Below are 17,788 nucleotides of genomic sequence, written 5' to 3'. Positions count from 1 at the left end.
ATTTCCATGCTGAACTTCATCACGCCACGCCGGCCTTCGGCTCGCACGCTCTCGCTCTCTGGCCTGCTGCTGGCCACGCTCGGGCTGGGTGGCTGCATGACCGGCCCGGACTTCACGCAGCTGGAGGCGCGCGTGGTGCCGCAGCAGGCCTTCACGGCACCGCCGGATGCGATGCTGGAAGTGCGCCTGGTGGATGTCTCCCGCGCCGACGCCGAGGCCGGACTGATTGCCAGTACCCGCTATGGCGGCCTGCGTGAAGGGCCTTTCCCGGTCAGCCTGCAGTACGACCGCAATGCCATCGAGGAAGGCCATCGCTATGCGCTGCAAGCCGATGTGCGCAGCGAGGGTCGCCTGTATTGGATCAATGACAGCGCGGTGCCGGTGCTGGGTGACGCCAGCACCTCACAGGGCGAGGTCGAGATCCCGCTCACGCCGCTGCCGCGTGCGCTGGGCCATTGATGGCGCGCTCGCCCGGCCCGACCAGTACGCTCGACTTGACCAGTACGTTCGACTTGACCAGTACGCTCGACTTGACCAGTAGGCCCGTCTCTCACCGATAGGACACCCCAATGGATTGGCTGGAATACCTGTTACCTGTCTTCTTCCTTACCCCTCTGGGTGCCATTGCACTGGTGGTGCTGGGCATGCGTGGCCTGCATGAGCGGCGCATCCAGTCGCCGCTGACCCGCCGCCAGCTGCGTGAACCGGGCCAGAGCCTGCGCGATCGTCTCGATGAGGCCTTCCAGGCGCTGTTTCTCGACGGGGCGCTCGGCCCGCTCATCACCTTGAGTCCGCTGGTCTACGGCATGGGGCGCATGGTGTTCGGCGAAGAGCAGAACTGGCTGGAATGGGCCGCCTACGGTCTGGCCTGTGCGCTGCTGGTACTGGTGTTCGCGCTGCGCCTGACGCGGCACTTCCAGCGCATCCGCAAGCTGAAGCTGGGACTGGCCTGCGAGCTGTCCATCGGTCAGGAGCTCGACCAGCTGATCCGCCCGGAACAGCTGACCAGCATGGTCTATCACGACGTGCCGGCCGATGGCTTCCATATCGATCATCTGGTGGTCACCCCCGCCGGCGCCTATGCCATTCGCACCAAGGCGCGCTCGCGGCCGCTGGATGCGCTGGGCGCACTCAAGGATGAGGTCAAGCTCAAGGATGGTCGCCTGCACTTCCCGGGCTATCGCGAGCGCAAACCGCTGCGCGAGACACGTACCGCACGCGACTGGACGGCCGCCTGGCTGAAGCGTGAATGCGGTGTCGACGTGCCGGTGCAGGGGCTGCTGGCGCTGCCGGGTTGGCAGATCGTGCGCGAGGGAACCCAGCGCGAGAATGACCCCGAAGTCGTCAATGGCGAGGGCCTGGCCGAGTGGCTGAGCACCCATTGCATGGCCCCCGAAGAGGGTTGCCCGACTCTGGATGACGCCCTCAAGCAGCGCATCAACGAGGCGATTCTCGACCGCGTTCAGGCCGAGCGCCTCGCCACCAGTTGATCCTCCGCCATGCTCCGGCCCCTCGGAGCATGGCAGCGCCAGACAAAGGCTTGCCAAGGCGCCCCGCCCGGCGTTAAATACGCGCCGGTCCAGCCTTGGCAACCTTATCGCGCTATCGCAATGATGGCGCTCTTGGCGACATATCCCGCATGAAACTCATCACCTTCGACGCTTTTCGTACCCTCGGCATTCCCGGTGTTCGTTATATCAAGCCGGAGCGCATGCTGGATCACCTCGACGAGATCCGCGCCGCCGATATCCTGCTGTTTCCCGAATACTGGCAGATCACCACCCTGGTCTACGGCCTCGGCAAACGCATCTTCCCCAGCCTGCCCAGCTACGCGATCGGCCACGACAAGGTCGAGCAGACACGCGTCTTTCAGGCCATCTGCCCGGACAATGTGCCACCGACCGAGATTCGCGGCGCCAGCCGTCAGGCAATCGACGATATCGAGGCGCGCTTCGGCTACCCGCTGATCGTCAAGGAAGTCAAAAGCTCGATGGGCGTCGGCGTGAAGCTGATCCAGTCGCGTGGCGAACTGGAAGCACATGCAGCGGAGCACCCGGTGCTGTATGCCCAGCCGCGCCTGGAGATCGACCGCGACCTGCGCATCGTGGTGGTGGGTGGCGAAGTCATCACCGCCTACTGGCGCGTTACGCCGCTGGGCGGCTATCGCTCCAATGTCAGTCAGGGCGGCGAGACGGCCTACGACAATATCCCGGCCCCCGCCATCGCCCTGGCCCTGCACCTGGCCGAGGCATTGAGTGTCGATCATGCCGGCTTCGATATCGCGATGGTCGATGGCCATCCGCTCGTGTTCGAGTTCAACCGCCTGTTCGGCAATCAGGGCATCCCGGACAGCTCGCGGCGCATCGGTGCCGCCATCCTCCGCCATCTGGCGCTCGACAGCAGCGACAACGACCCGACGCCACCGCTACTGACGCCGCGCCGAGTGCGCCGCGCGACACTCGAGGAAACCGGCTGACGCCTTGCGGGCGTACGCCCTTTCCTGCCCTGAACGACAAGACGCCGCCCAATGGGCGGCGTCTTGTCGTCTGACACTGGGCCGTTCAACTGGCCGGCCGGCTCATCTCCTCACAGGCGTGAGGGACGGCTGTGCGGGTCGCCTTCGATATGATCCTTGGGCGGGTCCTGCCGCGGTTTGCCTGCTGCCGGCACGTCCTCGTCGGGTATTTCCCAAGTGCCGTCTTCGGTCCAGGGGTCGTCTGCCGGGAACTCCTCGATGTTGATTTCCTTGACCGTGTAATCGGGCTGGTAGCGCAGGTCATAGTGCGCGGCACGCACGATGGAGATGCACAGCATCAAGGCCACTGCCAATAGCGGCACACCCCCGATGATGGAGGCCGTCTGCAGGGTCTCCAGCCCGCCGATGAACATCAGCACGATGGGCATGAACGACAGGGCGAAGGCCCAGAACAGGCGGTTCCAGCGCATCGGCTCTTCATCGACTTCCTTCTGGACCACAGCGGCCAGAATGTAGGAGATGGAGTCGAAGGTGGTCGCGGTGAAGATCAGCGCCAGCAGCGTAAAGGCGAAGATCACCACGTAGTCCAGCGGCAGCGTGTGCAGCATCGCGAAGATGGCCGCGGTCGGGCTCTGGTCATTGAGGATGGTGACCACGTCCAGCTCACCGGACAGCTGCAGGTAGAGGCCGTAGTTGCCCATCACCATGAAGAACAGGAAGCAGCCCATGGTGCCGAAGAACATCGAACCGGCGACCATGGCGCGGATGGTGCGGCCCCGCGAGATACGCGCGATGAACAGCCCCACGCTGGGCGCGAACACCAGCCACCAGGCCCAGTAGAAGATGGTCCAGTCCTGCGGGAAGTGCGTGTCCTCGAAGCCCTTGAACTCGGCGAACGGCTCAAGCCAGGTGGCCATGTGGATCAGATTGCTCATCACCCGGCCCAGCGCATCCAGGCCGGTATTGGCCATGAACAGGGTCGGCCCCGCGATGAAGATGAACAGCAACAGGCCGACCGCCAGCCAGAAGTTGATGTCTGACAGCAGCTTGATGCCCTTCTTGAGGCCCACGTAGGCGCTGTAGCCGAACAGGGCGGTACACACCAGCAGCACCACGATCTGCGTAGTCAGCGACTTGGGCACCCCGAACAGCTCGTGCACCCCCTCGTTGATCATCGGTGCCGCCAGACCCAGGGTGGTCGCACCGCCGCCCAGCATGCCGAAGATGAAGCTGATATCGATCAGCTTGCCCAGCCAGCCATGCGCCAGCTTTTCGCCCAGCACCGGCATCAGCGCCTCGGAAATCTTCAGCACGCTGTGGTGACGCACGTAGTAGAAGTAGGCGATCGGCACGGCGGGAATCAGGTAGATCGCCCATGCCAGCGGGCCCCAGTGGAAGATGCCGTAGGCCGCGGCCCATTCCGCTGCCTCCGGTGTCTGGCCTTCCACATGGAATGGGGGCGACTGGTAGTAGTAGACCCACTCGATCATCGACCAGTACAGGATGGAGGCCCCGATACCGGCACAGAACAGCATCGCCGCCCACGACACGATGGAGAATTCAGGCTTCTCCTCGGCATCACCGAGCTTTATCTGACCGATATCGCTGAAGATGATGTAGATCATGAAGCCGCCGGCCCCCACGCCGAGCAGCAGATAGAGCACGCCGAGCTTGCTGGTGACGAAGTTCTTGGCCGCCGATACCCACATCGCGCCCTGATCGGGGAAGATGACCAGGGGCAGCGTCACTGCCAACAGCAGGAAGATCGAGCCGAAGAAGGTCGGCTTGTCGATCATGTCGAAGGGCTTTTCCGGCCGATCCCCCGCCGTCTTGGCGGATACCTTTCGGGTTTCCTTGCTCATATATAAGCCTCATTTATCGTTATTGCTATGCATGATAACAGCTTATCATGAGTGATTGCGATACACGCATCCCCACTGCGTACAATCCTAGTACAACGATCCAAGCGCCTACGTAAAGTTAATTTAACGCAAGCAAGTCATTTATTAGCGCATGGCAGGCCGTGGCGTTCAGGCCAAGAGAAGAGCAGGAAGCACGACGTCAGGGCTTGCAGCGACAGGCAAATCAGCAGGGAAGACACAGCCAGAACAGGCAGCGCAGAGGTGGGCAGCCACAGAGGGGTAAGACGCAGGGAAGGCGCAGCAAAGGCAGCAGATATCAGGCCGGAGAGCAGGCATCCACCAGGGAACGGCACGCCGCCGCTGCCGCTCCCCGGCTGGAAATGATGAGGCTGAAAGTGATGAAGCCTGCAGTAATCAGGCTTGAGTTGATCGAGCTGATGGCGCCTCGGGCTCAGTCGCCGCGCAGGCGCCCGCCCATCTCCTGGGCGAGATCCACCGCGAAGTGGTCCGTCATGCCGCCGATGAAGTCGAGCATGCGCCGATAGCTGCGGTAGAGATCCCAGTCCTTGGTCGGCGTGTTCTCGCCGATCAATGCCAGCACACGTTGATGCTTGAAGCTGGAGCGCCCCTTGGTATGCAACTCATGCGCAGCGCCGATAAAGGCCTCGAGCAGGATGCCCAGCGTGGTGTAGGCGCCGATCTCCAGCTTGGCCTTGCGCTCGTTGCGGAAGATCTTCTGGCGCGCCAGATTCTTGGCTTCCCGCACGCCCCAGCCGAGGTCGGGGTGGCAAAGGTCGAGCAGGTCTTCACTGAGCGTGCCGGCCAGCAGTTCCGTCTCGCGCTGCACGAAAGCCTCGGCGACATCATTGACGGCACGCTCCATCGCCGCGCCTCTCAGCGCCGCCACCTTGCGCCGCTGGGAGGTGCCGCGGGCGACCATCTCCTGATATTCGCGCGGCTCGCCACCGCTGATGCCGGTGAGAATCTCGAACACTTCCTCGAACTGCAGGATGCCCATCTCGAGGCCATCTTCCAGGTCCAGCAGCGCATAGCAGATGTCATCGGCGGCCTCGACCAGCCACGCCAGCGGGTGACGGCACCAGCGGCCATCGGCTCGTGCCAGCAGCCCGCAGCGCTCGGCGACCTGATCCAGCAGCACGCGCTCGCTCTGATAGCAGCCGAACTTGCCGCCGGCCGTGGCGTGCTCCACCGTCCACGGGTACTTGAGCAGCGTGCCCAACGTCGCTGCCGTCAGGCGCATGCCGCCATGGAACTGGTTGTATTCGATCTGGGTGACGATGCGAAAGCCCTGGGCATTGCCTTCGTAGGTGAGCAGGTCCTCGCGCTCGGCATCGCTCAGCCCGGCCAACCGTCCGTGATCACTGGCGGCCTCGGCGGCGAACCAGTCGCGGATGGCGTACTCCCCGGCGTGGCCGAAGGGCGGGTTGCCGATGTCATGCCCCAGGCAGCCGGTCTGGACGATGACGCCGAGATCCGACGGTGTGATCCAGTCGGGCAACTGCTCCTTGAGCTTCTCGCCGACCATCATGCCCAGCGAGCGACCGACACAGCCGACCTCCAGCGAGTGGGTCAGACGCGTGTGGATATGGTCGTTGTCGGTCAGCGGGTGGACCTGGGTCTTGCGCCCCAGGCGACGGAAGGAACCCGCGAACACGATGCGATCGTGGTCCTTGTGGAAGGGAGTCCGCCCCATCTCACGCGATACGGTGCCCGGTGCGTCATGCAGGCGACTCGGTTCCAGCAGTCGCTCCCAGCTCATCGATGACATCAGGCAACTCCTTGGCAGGCGCCGAGCACTGGCGCCGGCGAGCAGATAACAGGTGAATGACGCGCATAAAAAAAGAGAACAGGGATTGTGGCACCCTGTTCTCCTTGTCTCCAGCCCGCTCAGGCCTTCCTCAGTCCTCGGCCAGCGCCGGCAGCAGCACCTTGAGCTTGCGGGTCAGGGTGTTGCGGCCCCAGCCCAGCAGCTCGGCGGCTTCGCCCTTGCGGCCACCGGTATGCTTGAGAGCCGTCTCGATCAGGATGCGCTCGAAATCGGGCACCGCCTCTTCCAGCAGATGGGTGTGGCCGGCGGCGAGTGCGCGGTCTGCCCACTCGCGGAAGGCACCACGCCAATCGCCGGAGGCCGCCTCGGTGCCGCTGGCATCGCGCAGCTCCGGCGGCAGGTCCTCGATCATCACTTCACGCCCCGAGGCCATCACCGTCAGCCAGCGACAGGTGTTCTCGAGCTGGCGCACGTTGCCCGGCCAGTCGAAGCGCGTCAGGTGCTTCTCCGCGGCCTCCGTCAGCACCTTGGGCTCGGTCGACAGCTCACGCGCGGCCTCGCCCAGGAAGTGGCTCATCAGGCGCGGAATGTCTTCGCGGCGCTCCGACAGGCGCGGCAGATGCACGCGAATCACGTTGAGGCGGTGGAAGAGATCCTCACGGAAGCGCCCATCCTCGACCAGCTTTTCCAGATGCTGGTGCGTCGCGGCGATGATGCGCACGTCGACCTTGACCGGCGTGATGCCACCGACACGATAGAACTCGCCATCGGCCAGCACGCGCAGCAGGCGGGTCTGGGTCTCGGCGGGCATGTCACCGATCTCATCGAGGAACAGCGTGCCGCCATCGGCCTGCTCGAAGCGCCCGCGGCGCAGCGCCGTGGCGCCGGTGAAGGCGCCCTTCTCATGGCCGAACAGCTCCGATTCCATCAGGTCCTTGGGAATCGCCGCCATGTTGAGTGCGATGAACGGCTTGGCGGCGCGCGGCGAGTGCTGATGCAGCGCCTGGGCCACGCGCTCCTTGCCGGTACCGGACTCGCCGTTGATCAAGACGGTGATATGCGACTGTGACAGGCGGCCGATGGCGCGAAAGACTTCCTGCATCGCCGGCGCTTCGCCGATGATTTCCTTGGTCAGCCCTTCCGGCACGGTGGCGGGCGCCTTGGATTCACGGGCATGCGCCACGGCGCGCCGTACCAATGCCAGCGCTTCATCGACATCGAACGGCTTGGGCAGGTATTCGAAGGCGCCGCCCTGATAGGAGGCCACGGCGCTGTCGAGGTCGGAATGCGCCGTCATCACGATGACGGGCAGGTCCGGGTACTTCTCGCGCACGCGCGCCATCAGGTCCAAACCATCGGTTCCGGGCATGCGGATATCGGTGATCAGGACATCCGGGCACTGACGCATGATGCTGGCTTCGGCCTGGTCGGCACGCTCGAAGGTTTCCACCTCGAGGTCGGGTTGTGCCAGAGCGCGCTCCAGCACCCAGCGAATGGCACGGTCGTCATCGACGATACAGACGCGGGCAGTCTCGCTCATGTGTGATCTCCAGAAGTGCCGGCTAGCGGAATGAGTAAACGGAATTCGGTATGGCCGGGGCGCGAGTCACACTCGATCAGCCCCTGATGCTGGTGCAGGATGCCCTGGGCGATCGACAGCCCGAGCCCTGAGCCTTCGGCGCGCCCCGAGACCATCGGGTAGAACAGCGTCTCGCGCAGGCTCTCCGGAATGCCGGGGCCGTTGTCGATGATCGCCAGCTCGCAGACCAGCCGGTGGCGCTCATGGCCCAGCGTGAACTGCCGGCGAGCGCGGGTCCGCAGCGTGATCTCGTAAGGGGCGGCGTCAGGCTGCGGTGAATCGGGCTGTGGCTGCTCATTGAGGGCCTGGGTGGCATTGCGCGCGATGTTGAGCACCGCCTGGATCAGCTGGCCTTCGTCGCCGATCACCTCCGGCAGGCTCGGGTCGTAGTCGGCGCTCAAGGTGATGGCACTGCCTTCCGCCTGCAGCAAGGCCCGCACCCGCTCGGTCACCGCGTGGACATTGACCGGCGCCTGCAGCGGCGGCCGGTTCGGCCCGAGCATGCGATCGACCAGATCACGCAGGCGGTCCACCTCCTCGATGATGATGCGCGTGAACTCCACCATCTGCGGTTCGGGCAGGTCACGTTCGAGCAGCTGGGCGGCGCCACGAATGCCACCGAGCGGATTCTTGACTTCATGCGCGAGACCACGCGTCAGCACCTTGACTGCCTCCTGACGGGCGATCAGCGCTTCTTCGCGCGAGATCTGCATCAGGCGATCACGCGGTTCTATCTCGACCAGCAGTTCATTGGCGCTGATGGGCGTCGCGGTGAAATCCACCGTCAGCGCTTCATTGGCCGCGTTGATGATCTCGGCCTCACGCTGGGTGTAGGGGTGCTGTTCTTCCAGCGCCTTGCGCAGCACATTGATCAGGGTGTCATCCAGCCCGGTCATGTTGTCGGGCGTACTGCCCTTCACACGCACCAGACTCACCGCCAGCAGCGTCTCCGCGGCGGGATTCATCCAGACCATCTGCAGCTGTGAGTCCAGCACCACCACGGCAGTGTTCAGGTGTTCGAGCAGTCGTTGATGCATGGGTTTGTTCGCCATCTGCAGTACGTCTCCCTGTTCTGCAATAACCGCGCCAGTCTGGTGCAGGCACCGAGAACACGGCGTCCGATGCTGTGCAACCATTTCTGGCCTCTCATATTGGCACCAAAATGGTGCAGGCGAAAAATCGCGCTCGAATCCGCGTTGCCTCACTTCACCGCCAGGCGGCCCGACATCGACTGGCCCGGACACGAAAAAGCCGCCCGAAGGCGGCCTGTCAGCGAAGGAGAAACGCGCGAAGAAAGCAGGCCGCCCAGACGCTGCTAGCCACCGCCAGCATTGGCAGGGTTGTTGGGGTTGCGAGGCAGATTGACGCTGGCGCGCTGCACATAGACCACCTTCGGCTCACTGGTCTGGCGTACGCGGCCGGTGGAATCCAGCAGCTCCGCCTGGATGACATGCTTGCCACGCTCCAGCGCCGGCACCATGAAGACGGTGCTGTGCATGGCGGATTGAGACGGCGCACCGTCCACGGTCACGCGCACCTTGTCTTCCGGGCGCAGCTTGGGCTCGATTCCCAGGCGCACCGCCAGATTGCCTGCCTGCCCGGTCTGCAGCGTCTCCTCGTTGGACGGGCTCTGGATGGTGAAGGTGGTATAGCCACGGAAGGCCACATCCACCGCAGGCGCCCGGGTGCGGGTGCTCTCGCTGGATGAGGTAGAACTCACGCGCGACGGCGTGCTGCGCCGCGGCGGCAGGGATTCCGTCGACGGCACCACGCTGAGCGGCGTCAGCTGCACCTTGCTGCCGCCCGCAGGCTGATCACTGAAGACCACGTTGCCGTTGGCATCGACGTGACGATAGACCTGGGCCGCCTGTAGATCGAACGACAGGCTGGACAGCATCAGCGTCGCTGCCAGCAGCAGGCACTGCAGTGGCTCGGGGCGCGCTGCTGGCAGTGCACGCGAGTCAGTCGCGGGGTTCGCGACGCGCAGGGAGGATACGAAGGGCCACATCCGAAGATTCCTGAAGAGAGTCATGGGAGGCCAGAAGCCGCAGGCAGCTCCAGCGGGTTGGGTCTATCGGCAGGCGATCCTGCTGCCTGAAGACAAGGCTAACAAGTTACAAAGCTTACCGCGTTGATGCCAGCATTTGGGGCCTTCGACAAGATGCCTGAGTGCATTGACTGTCACGCAAGGCTACCACCGCGCCCTGCATATCTGTCATCAGCATGGCCGACCTCAGGGAAAAGGATCAGGGGCAGAGCAAAGGATCAGAGCAAAGGATCAGAGCAAAGAGATGGAACGAAACAGGGCCACAACGAAAAACAGGGCCACACCTGTCGGTATGGCCCTGCTGTCGTCATCGTCCGGGGCTTGCCTTCACCGGGAAGGCACTCCGTCAGATGGCGTGGCTAGCGAATGGCTGCCTCAACCTCTGCAGCGCTTGGACGCTGCTGTACTTAGGCGTTGCAGTACTTAGACGCTGTAGTACATGTCGAATTCGAGCGGGTGAGTCGCCATGCGCAGGCGCTGGACGTCTTCGCCCTTCAGCTCGAGGTAGGCATCGATCATGTCGTCGGTGAAGACGCCGCCCTGGGTCAGGAACTCACGATCGCCGTCCAGCGCGGTCAGGGCCTGTTCGAGGCTCTCGGCCACGGTCGGGATGGACTTGGCTTCTTCGGCCGGCAGGTCGTAGAGGTTCTTGTCCATCGCGTCGCCCGGGTGGATCTTGTTCTTGATACCGTCGATACCGGCCATCAGCATCGCGGAGAACGCCAGGTACGGGTTGGCCGTCGGATCCGGGAAACGCGCCTCGACACGCTTGCCTTTCGGGCTGGCGGTGTACGGGATACGGATGGAAGCGGAACGGTTGCGGGCAGAGTAGGCCAGCATGACCGGCGCTTCGAAGCCCGGCACCAGACGCTTGTAGGAGTTGGTGGACGCATTGGTGAAGGCGTTCAGGGCACGAGCGTGCTTGATGATGCCGCCAATGTAGTAGAGGGCCATTTCGGACAGACCCGCGTACTCGTCACCGGCGAACTGGTTGTCGCCATCCTTCCAGAAGGACTGGTGAACGTGCATGCCGGAACCGTTGTCACCGACCAGCGGCTTGGGCATGAAGGTCGCGGACTTGCCGTAGGCGTGAGCCACGTTGTGGATCACGTACTTGAGTTCCTGAACCTCATCGGCCTTCTTGACCAGGGTGTTGAACTTGACGCCGATCTCGTTCTGGCCGGCGTTCGCCACTTCGTGGTGGTGAACTTCGACTTCCTGACCGATGGCTTCCAGGGTGTTGCACATGGCAGCACGGATATCGTGGAAGCTGTCGATCGGCGGGACCGGGAAGTAGCCGCCCTTCAGACGCGGACGGTGACCCAGGTTGCCGCCTTCCGGCGTGGAATCGGTCGCCCAGGCACCTTCTTCGGAAGAGATCTTGAACATGGAACCGTTCATCTCGTTCTTCCAGTGCACTTCGTCGAAGATGAAGAATTCCGGCTCCGGACCGAAGAAGGCGGTGTCGCCCAGACCGGTGGACTTCAGGAATTCCTCGGCACGCTTGGCGACGGAACGCGGGTCGCGCTCATAGCCCTGCATGGTGGCCGGCTCGATGACGTCGCAGCGCAGCACCAGGGTGGTGTCTTCGGTGAACGGGTCGAGGAAGGCAGTGCCGTCGTCCGGCATTAGGATCATGTCGGATTCGTTGATGCCCTTCCAACCTTCGATGGAGGAACCATCGAACATCTGGCCGTTCTCGAAGAATTCCTCATCCACTGTACGCGCCGGGATGGAGACGTGCTGCTCCTTGCCCTTGGTGTCGGTGAAGCGCAGATCAACCCACTTGACTTCGTGTTCTTCAATCAGGGCAAGTGTCTTCTCAGCCATGGTAATTCTCCGATGGAGCCGGCGGCTCTGGTTACAGTTGGTGTCAGCGTTGTCTGGGGTTATTGCTCTATTTTGTAAGCCTTTTCTCTCATGGTCGGCGTCGTTATGCCAGCCATCAGACAGGATGCTCTAACAATGCAGCGAGCGTGCCAGAATGGCGCACGCCGCATCGCTCATTTCAGTAAGATCATGAATATGCTAAAAAAAACATCACCATCTTCATGCATGCAGCACGAAAACCCGACCAAAGATGGGCCGACAAGGTGCAAAAATTCTTGCCGCGCAGTGCAGATTCATCATTTGAGTGCACCAAAAAACGCCATTGCTCCACATTGGTGCAAACCGCTGAATCCCGGGATTTCTCCGCTCACACCCGATGATCACGTCAGCATCACATTGCGGTCATTTCTTTCTTTCATCCTCATGTTTGCCTCGACTCACAAGTTTTTTTCATCCGCGACAAGGGCGCGGAAAAGACTTGAGAGACAACCATTTGGGCACTTCAGGCCAATTGAAGGCACTCGCTGACTCGCCTCGTGAATGCACGATGCTGGCAGGAGGCATGCCATGCCCCCTATAATGCGCCCCAAATCACAAGCGCCCGGTACGCGAGCGCCCATTTTCCGCACAGGTTCCCGTCGTGATCGAGAAACTTCGCAACATAGCCATCATCGCCCACGTTGACCACGGTAAAACTACCCTGGTCGACAAGCTCCTGAGTCAGTCTGGCACCCTGGACCGCAAGGCCGAGGGTCAGGAACGCATCATGGATTCCAACGACCAGGAAAAAGAGCGCGGCATCACCATTCTCGCGAAGAACACCGCGATCCAGTGGAACGACTACCACATCAACATCGTGGATACCCCTGGGCACGCTGACTTCGGTGGCGAAGTCGAGCGCGTGATGTCCATGGTCGATTCCGTGCTGCTGCTGGTCGATGCCGTCGATGGCCCGATGCCGCAGACTCGCTTCGTGACCCAGAAGGCATTCGCCCAGGGCCTGAAGCCGATCGTCGTCGTCAACAAGATCGACCGTCCGGGCTCTCGTCCTGACTGGGTCGTTGACCAGATCTTCGATCTGTTCGACAACCTGGGCGCGACTGACGAGCAGCTCGACTTCCCGATCATCTACTGCTCTGCCCTCAACGGCATTGCCGGTATGGATCCGGAAGACCTGAAAGACACCATGGACCCGATGTTCCAGTCCATCGTCGACATCGTCGAGCCGCCGAAGGTCGAGCTGGACGGTCCGTTCCAGATGCAGATCTCAGCACTGGACTACAACAGCTACGTCGGTGTCATCGGTCTGGGTCGCATCAAGCGCGGCGCCGTCAGCCCGGGTCAGCAGGTTTCCATCATCACCAAGGAAGGCGCTGTCCGTAAGGGCAAGATCGGCCAGGTCATGACTCACATGGGTCTGGACCGCGTGCAGACCGACAAGGCGACTGCCGGCGATATCGTCTGCATCACCGGTATCGAGAACCTCGCGATCTCCGACACCATCTGCGACACCGCCACTGTCGAGGCGCTGCCGCCGCTGACCGTCGATGAGCCGACCGTCTCCATGACCTTCCAGGTCAATGACTCTCCGTTCGCCGGTCAGGACGGCAAGTTCGTCACCAGCCGCAACATCCGTGAGCGTCTGGACCAGGAACTGATCCACAACGTCGCACTGCGCGTCGAACAGGGCGAGACTCCGGAGAAGTTCGTCGTCTCCGGTCGTGGTGAGCTTCACCTCTCTGTTCTGATCGAATCCATGCGTCGTGAAGGCTTCGAGCTGGCCGTGGGCCGTCCGGAAGTGATCATCAAGGTCATCGACGGTCAGAAGCAGGAACCGTACGAAGAAGTCATCATCGACTGTGAAGAGCAGCACCAGGGCTCCATCATGGAAGAGCTGGGCTACCGCAAGGGCGAGCTGACCAACATGAACCCGGATGGCAAGGGTCGTGTGCGTCTGGACTTCATCATCCCGTCTCGCGGTCTGATCGGCTTCCGTGGTCAGTTCCTGACCCTGACCTCCGGCACCGGCATCCTGACCAGCCGCTTCGATCACTACGGTGATCTGAAGGAAGGCGCAGGCGTCGAGCGTCGCAACGGCGTCATGATTTCCATGGTGCCGGGCAAGGCGCTGTCCTACGCCCTGTACACCCTGCAGGAACGTGGCAAGCTGATCATCGGTCACGGTACCGAAGTCTATGAAGGCATGCTGGTCGGTATCCACAACCGCGCCAACGACCTGGTCGTGAACCCGACCAAGGCCAAGAAGCTCGATAACATGCGTTCTACCGGCAACGATGAAAACATCGTGCTGACGCCGCCGATTCGCTTCACCCTGGAGCAGGCGATCGAGTTTCTGGATTCCGATGAGCTGGTGGAAGTCACTCCGCTGCACATCCGTATCCGCAAGAAGTACCTGAAAGAGAACGAGCGCAAGCGCGCCAGCAAGTAAGCTGGCCCAGCCTGCCCCCTGCCTGATGGCAGGGGGCATCGTGCTCAAACGCAAAAGACCCGCCAACTCGGCGGGTCTTTTGCGTTTGAGCACTTTTCGCTGTTGCCGCAAAGGGCAGCATGACCATCTCTCTAATACTTATGAATGTCATTGCAGGAAGTGCGTCGCTATTAGGGCTCGCAGAATAAGAGAACTTTGCGCGATACCTTGGCCTGAGGCATCTCTAACACTTAAATGAGGGTTATATGAGGCATATTAGTGTTGCGCATATAGCATATTCATTCAGAGCATCTCATAAGCGGCCGATGCCGACGCGCAACATGATGCCTTTATTTCTTTATAGGGCGCAATTACACGTCATCGAGCGAGGATAAATCGTCGAATTCTAATGATGCGTCGCGTTTGAACGACGCAAAAACGAGACGTCGATGCGCAGTCACTAGGGTCAACGCAACGGAGCAGGTATCTTCTGCCGGAGCTTTCTTTATGCATATCCTGCAGTTAACGAAGACTTGTTCGCCACACGCCACCCGGAGCAGGGTCCTCTTACCGATCCTCGTGAGCACTCGCCATGTGTCGTCATTGCCAAGCCAGGTGTGTGCAATGCGTCACGAATACGCTCCAGAAGACCCGTATGAAAGGATTCAGCAATGAGCATCAAGCAACGCCTCGAAGTCCTGCCATGGGACACGCTGGCGCGTTACCGCCTGATCGAGATCATCGCCTTGTGGGAGGGGCGAGTCACTTCGCGTCATCTGGGCAACGCCTTCGGTATCGCCAGACAGCAAGCCTCGCGCGTCATGAAGACCTACCGCGAGACGGTCGCCGAGAACAATCTCGAGTATGACCCCGTCATCAAGGGCTACCGTCCGTCGGCGAATTTCTGCCCCATGCTGACGCGGGGTGAGGTCGATGAATACCTGCAATTGCTGGGCAATCACGACAATCTGAATCCGCATTTCACCGGGTTGGGGCTAGGCCAGGCAAATACCGAGGCCCTGCGCCTGCCGTCACGCAGCGCCAGTCCGCCGGTGGTCAGGGCCTTGATCGAAGCCGCCAGTCAGGGCGCGCGTCTCGAGGTGACCTATGCCTCTCTCAACTCCCCCCAGGGGGAGGAGCGCATCCTGTGTCCGCATACGCTGGTCTACGCCGCTGGCCGCTGGCATGTGCGCGCCTTCTGCGAGAAGAACCGGGCTTTTCGTGACTTCGTGCTGTCTCGATTCCGCGCGGTACCGGAGCTGTTCGGTGAAGCCCTCGAGGGCAGCCAGCGCGAGTGCGATGAAGGCTGGGAGACGCGAGTCACCTTGAAGCTGGGCGCCGATCCGCGCCTGACGCCCGCCGAGTGCGGCCTGATAGAGCAGGACCACGGCATGGTGGATGGCGAGCTGCACCTGCCGACACGCGGCGCCCTGGTGCAGTACGTCCTGCGCGAGCTGGGCATCAATCCGGACCATCTGGAAGAGTCTCCGCGCGCCCAGCAGCTGGTCGTGCTCAATCGCGACGAGATCACTGACTGGCTGTTCGTCAGCTCCAGCGCCTGACGCGGGAGTGAGCGGGTCTGCCCTCGCGCTGACCTCAGTTGCCTGAATGGGCTATCCATCGCCGAGCGAAGTTTATATGATGACTTCTGCACACAGTCCTTCGCCCTTCCCGGCGGAGGGCTGTTTTTTTGGTGTCCAGCAAGGCCTTGCTCGCAAGGGGCTGACACCACGACTGACAGGAGGTCTCATGGCCACACTTCCCTCGATCATCATCAATCGTCTGGACGCCGAACGCCTCGAGCGCCTGATTGATCGCGTTGCCGCCGCCGACCGCCAGGTGGCAGAACAGCTTGAGGATGAGCTGGAGCGCGGCGAGGTCGTCGAGCCTCACGAGGTGCCCGCCGATATCGTCAGCATGAACAGCCGCGTGGAGTTCACGGACCTGACCCGCCAGCAGACTCTGGTGCGCACGCTGGTCTATCCGCATGCGCTGCCCGACCAGCAGGATGGCCTGTCGGTGCTGGCGCCACTGGGGGCTGCCCTGCTCGGCCTCAAGGTCGGCAGCCTCATCGAATGGCGGCTGCCGGATGGCAGCCTGCATGAGGTGCGTATCGAGGCGCTGCATTACCAGCCGGAAAGCGCCGGCGACCTGCACCGCTGACAGCGCCTAGCGCATCAGCAGGCGGCGGATAAGACCATGGATGGCGCGCGCTGTCGGCCCGTCGGCATAGGGCGGATACATCAGTCGCGCGCCATTCATGCGCCCCTTGGCGAAGATTCCCTTGGCCTTGCTGAGCGTCTGGAAGCCTTCCTTGCCATGGTAATGGCCCATCCCGGATGGCCCGATACCGCCGAACGGCATGTCATCCTGCGCCACATGCAGCAGGGTGTCGTTCAGACACATTCCGCCCGCATGGGTGCCTTCGGTGACCCGCTGCTGTTCGTGCTTGTCGTGGCCGAAGTAATAAAGCGCCAGCGGCCGGGGCCGAGCGTTCACATAGGCCATCGCGACGGACAGCGTGTCCGCCGGTGCCTCCAGCAACTTGCCCTTCACACTCGTCTCGCCCTCCGCCTCATCCGCTGCCCCCGGGTCCGCCAGGCCGACGATCGGCAGCAGCGGGCCGAAGATTTCTTCCTGCATCACGCGCATCTCATCCGTCACATCGAGCAACGCCAGCGGCGGCATCAGACGCTTCTCGACCAGCTCGGGGTCATTCCAGTCGGGGCTATCGACCAGAGGCCTGAGTATCGCGCCCTTCGCCAGGGCGTCCTCGAGCACCTCTCGCAAGCGCTGGTACTGACGCTGATTGATGATGCGAGAATAGTCCTGCGTCTCGCAGAAGCGCGGATAGAAGCGCTGGAAGGCCTCGCCCAGCGCCGTGACCAGCAGCGGGACCTGGTCGTCACTGCACAGCACATAGTCCGGCGCGACGCAGGTCTGGCCGGCGTTCATGCCCTTGCCGAAGGCCAGCCGCCCGGCCGCTTCACGACGCTGCGCCTCATCCGCCATCAGCTCACGCGACATGATCACCGGCGACTTGCCGCCCAGCTCCAGCGTCACGGGGGTCAGGTTGTCCGCCGCGGCGCGCATCACATGCTTGCCGACCGCCGTGCTGCCGGTGAACAGCAGGTGGTCGAAGGGCAAGGCCGAGAAGGCCGCCGCCACATCGGCCTCACCGATCACCACGGCCACCTGCACCTCATCGAAGGCATCGAGCAGCATCACGCGCAGCGCCTCGGCGGTCTCGGGGGTGAACTCGCTCATCTTGATCATCACCCGATTGCCGGCACTCAGGGCGCTGATCAAGGGGCCGATCGCCAGATAGAGGGGATAGTTCCAGGGCACGATGATGCCGACTACGCCCAGCGGCTGATAGACGACGCGCGCAGAGGCCGGCTGGAAGGCAGCGCTGACATGGCGCTTGGAGGGCTTCATCCAGCCCTTCAGGTGACGGCGTGCATGACGAATGCCTTCGTAGCTCGGTACCAGTTCGGCCAGACGCGTCTCATGGGCGCTGCGGTGACCGAAATCGGCGCTGATCGCCGCGATCAAGGCCTCTTCGTGTGACTTGAGCGCATCACGCAGCGAAGTCAGCCAGGTCAGGCGGTCGTCGGCGCTGGGCATCGGCGACAGGCCGTAGGCGGCGCGCTGGTCTTCCAGCAGCGCCTGCATGCGCGTGATTTCCCGGGTAGCAGCCTCGCTGGTCTCATTAGACGAGCCAGCAGGCGAGGCAGCAGACGAGACAGCAGGCGAGGCAGCAGACGAGACAGCAGA

General features: G+C 62.5%; 13 protein-coding genes. 6 read left to right on the top strand and 7 right to left on the bottom strand.

Annotated elements, in window-relative coordinates; genetic code table 11:
* The first annotated feature begins 6 nt into the window (after nt 1–6).
* The 3 genes from ACJJV2_RS17680 to ACJJV2_RS17670 all read left to right on the top strand — a co-directional run bounded on the left by ACJJV2_RS17680 (nt 7) and on the right by ACJJV2_RS17670 (nt 2,476).
* Entirely contained in the window at nt 7–459 is a 453-nt protein-coding gene (locus ACJJV2_RS17680) for a YbaY family lipoprotein (RefSeq protein ID WP_043335747.1), read from the top strand.
* A 110-nt stretch (nt 460–569) separates the two neighbouring features.
* The gene (locus ACJJV2_RS17675; RefSeq protein WP_405282415.1) at nt 570–1,490 is read left to right on the top strand and encodes a nuclease-related domain-containing protein; all 921 of its coding nucleotides are present in this window, start codon (nt 570–572) and stop codon (nt 1,488–1,490) included.
* A 149-nt stretch (nt 1,491–1,639) separates the two neighbouring features.
* The gene (locus tag ACJJV2_RS17670) at nt 1,640–2,476 is read left to right on the top strand and encodes a RimK family alpha-L-glutamate ligase (RefSeq protein WP_107335810.1); all 837 of its coding nucleotides are present in this window, start codon (nt 1,640–1,642) and stop codon (nt 2,474–2,476) included.
* 110 nt (nt 2,477–2,586) lie between these two features.
* Here ACJJV2_RS17670 and ACJJV2_RS17665 read toward each other — a convergent pair whose 3' ends face one another.
* The 6 genes from ACJJV2_RS17665 to glnA all read right to left on the bottom strand — a co-directional run bounded on the left by ACJJV2_RS17665 (nt 2,587) and on the right by glnA (nt 11,583).
* Entirely contained in the window at nt 2,587–4,338 is a 1,752-nt protein-coding gene (locus ACJJV2_RS17665; RefSeq protein WP_405282412.1) for a BCCT family transporter, read from the bottom strand.
* 451 nt (nt 4,339–4,789) lie between these two features.
* On the bottom strand, nt 4,790–6,127 hold the full coding sequence (locus tag ACJJV2_RS17660) for a deoxyguanosinetriphosphate triphosphohydrolase (RefSeq protein ID WP_043335753.1): 1,338 nt from the start codon (nt 6,125–6,127) through the stop codon (nt 4,790–4,792).
* 130 nt (nt 6,128–6,257) lie between these two features.
* The gene (ntrC, locus tag ACJJV2_RS17655) at nt 6,258–7,667 is read right to left on the bottom strand and encodes a nitrogen regulation protein NR(I) (protein ID WP_405282410.1); all 1,410 of its coding nucleotides are present in this window, start codon (nt 7,665–7,667) and stop codon (nt 6,258–6,260) included.
* Nucleotides 7,664–8,758 (bottom strand): nitrogen regulation protein NR(II), encoded by a 1,095-nt coding sequence (gene glnL, locus ACJJV2_RS17650; protein WP_264158090.1) that lies wholly within the window; start codon nt 8,756–8,758, stop codon nt 7,664–7,666. The genes ntrC and glnL overlap by 4 nt, the downstream gene beginning before the upstream one ends.
* Nucleotides 8,759–9,021: 263 nt before the next feature.
* Nucleotides 9,022–9,714 (bottom strand): DUF4124 domain-containing protein, encoded by a 693-nt coding sequence (locus ACJJV2_RS17645; RefSeq protein WP_405282408.1) that lies wholly within the window; start codon nt 9,712–9,714, stop codon nt 9,022–9,024.
* A gap of 462 nt (nt 9,715–10,176) precedes the next feature.
* Nucleotides 10,177–11,583, bottom strand: a complete 1,407-nt coding sequence (gene glnA, locus ACJJV2_RS17640) for a glutamate--ammonia ligase (protein ID WP_043335758.1) — start codon at nt 11,581–11,583, stop codon at nt 10,177–10,179.
* Between the two features lie 640 nt (nt 11,584–12,223).
* Here glnA and typA point away from each other — a divergent pair.
* The 3 genes from typA (at nt 12,224) to rnk (ending at nt 16,174) form a co-directional block, all read left to right on the top strand.
* A complete protein-coding gene (gene typA, locus ACJJV2_RS17635) occupies nt 12,224–14,032 on the top strand; it encodes a translational GTPase TypA (protein ID WP_405282405.1) in 1,809 nt (602 codons plus the stop codon).
* A 650-nt stretch (nt 14,033–14,682) separates the two neighbouring features.
* Nucleotides 14,683–15,573 carry a WYL domain-containing protein gene (locus ACJJV2_RS17630; protein WP_215823616.1) on the top strand — a complete coding sequence of 297 codons (891 nt, stop codon included), beginning with the start codon at nt 14,683–14,685 and terminating at the stop codon, nt 15,571–15,573.
* Between the two features lie 187 nt (nt 15,574–15,760).
* On the top strand, nt 15,761–16,174 hold the full coding sequence (gene rnk, locus ACJJV2_RS17625; RefSeq protein ID WP_043331775.1) for a nucleoside diphosphate kinase regulator: 414 nt from the start codon (nt 15,761–15,763) through the stop codon (nt 16,172–16,174).
* 6 nt (nt 16,175–16,180) lie between these two features.
* Here rnk and ACJJV2_RS17620 read toward each other — a convergent pair whose 3' ends face one another.
* Nucleotides 16,181–17,686, bottom strand: coding sequence for a coniferyl aldehyde dehydrogenase (locus ACJJV2_RS17620; RefSeq protein WP_405282403.1), 1,506 nt, complete (start codon nt 17,684–17,686; stop codon nt 16,181–16,183).
* Nucleotides 17,687–17,788: the final 102 nt, after the last annotated feature.

This window comes from Cobetia sp. Ld8, from assembly GCF_045066615.1.
Lineage (GTDB): Bacteria > Pseudomonadota > Gammaproteobacteria > Pseudomonadales > Halomonadaceae > Cobetia > Cobetia amphilecti.
The sequence above is the reverse complement of the archived record's forward strand: the minus strand, read 5'-3'. Positions and strand labels throughout refer to the sequence as shown.

Coding starts and splice junctions, on each gene's coding strand:
- ACJJV2_RS17680 (WP_043335747.1), top strand. CDS start 7: ATGCTGAACTTCATCACGCCACGCCGGCCTTCGGCTCGCACGCTCTCG.
- ACJJV2_RS17675 (WP_405282415.1), top strand. CDS start 570: ATGGATTGGCTGGAATACCTGTTACCTGTCTTCTTCCTTACCCCTCTG.
- ACJJV2_RS17670 (WP_107335810.1), top strand. CDS start 1,640: ATGAAACTCATCACCTTCGACGCTTTTCGTACCCTCGGCATTCCCGGT.
- ACJJV2_RS17665 (WP_405282412.1), bottom strand. CDS start 4,338: ATGAGCAAGGAAACCCGAAAGGTATCCGCCAAGACGGCGGGGGATCGG.
- ACJJV2_RS17660 (WP_043335753.1), bottom strand. CDS start 6,127: ATGTCATCGATGAGCTGGGAGCGACTGCTGGAACCGAGTCGCCTGCAT.
- ntrC (WP_405282410.1), bottom strand. CDS start 7,667: ATGAGCGAGACTGCCCGCGTCTGTATCGTCGATGACGACCGTGCCATT.
- glnL (WP_264158090.1), bottom strand. CDS start 8,758: ATGGCGAACAAACCCATGCATCAACGACTGCTCGAACACCTGAACACT.
- ACJJV2_RS17645 (WP_405282408.1), bottom strand. CDS start 9,714: ATGTGGCCCTTCGTATCCTCCCTGCGCGTCGCGAACCCCGCGACTGAC.
- glnA (WP_043335758.1), bottom strand. CDS start 11,583: ATGGCTGAGAAGACACTTGCCCTGATTGAAGAACACGAAGTCAAGTGG.
- ACJJV2_RS17630 (WP_215823616.1), top strand. CDS start 14,683: ATGAGCATCAAGCAACGCCTCGAAGTCCTGCCATGGGACACGCTGGCG.
- rnk (WP_043331775.1), top strand. CDS start 15,761: ATGGCCACACTTCCCTCGATCATCATCAATCGTCTGGACGCCGAACGC.
- ACJJV2_RS17620 (WP_405282403.1), bottom strand. CDS start 17,686: ATGCAGGCGCTGCTGGAAGACCAGCGCGCCGCCTACGGCCTGTCGCCG.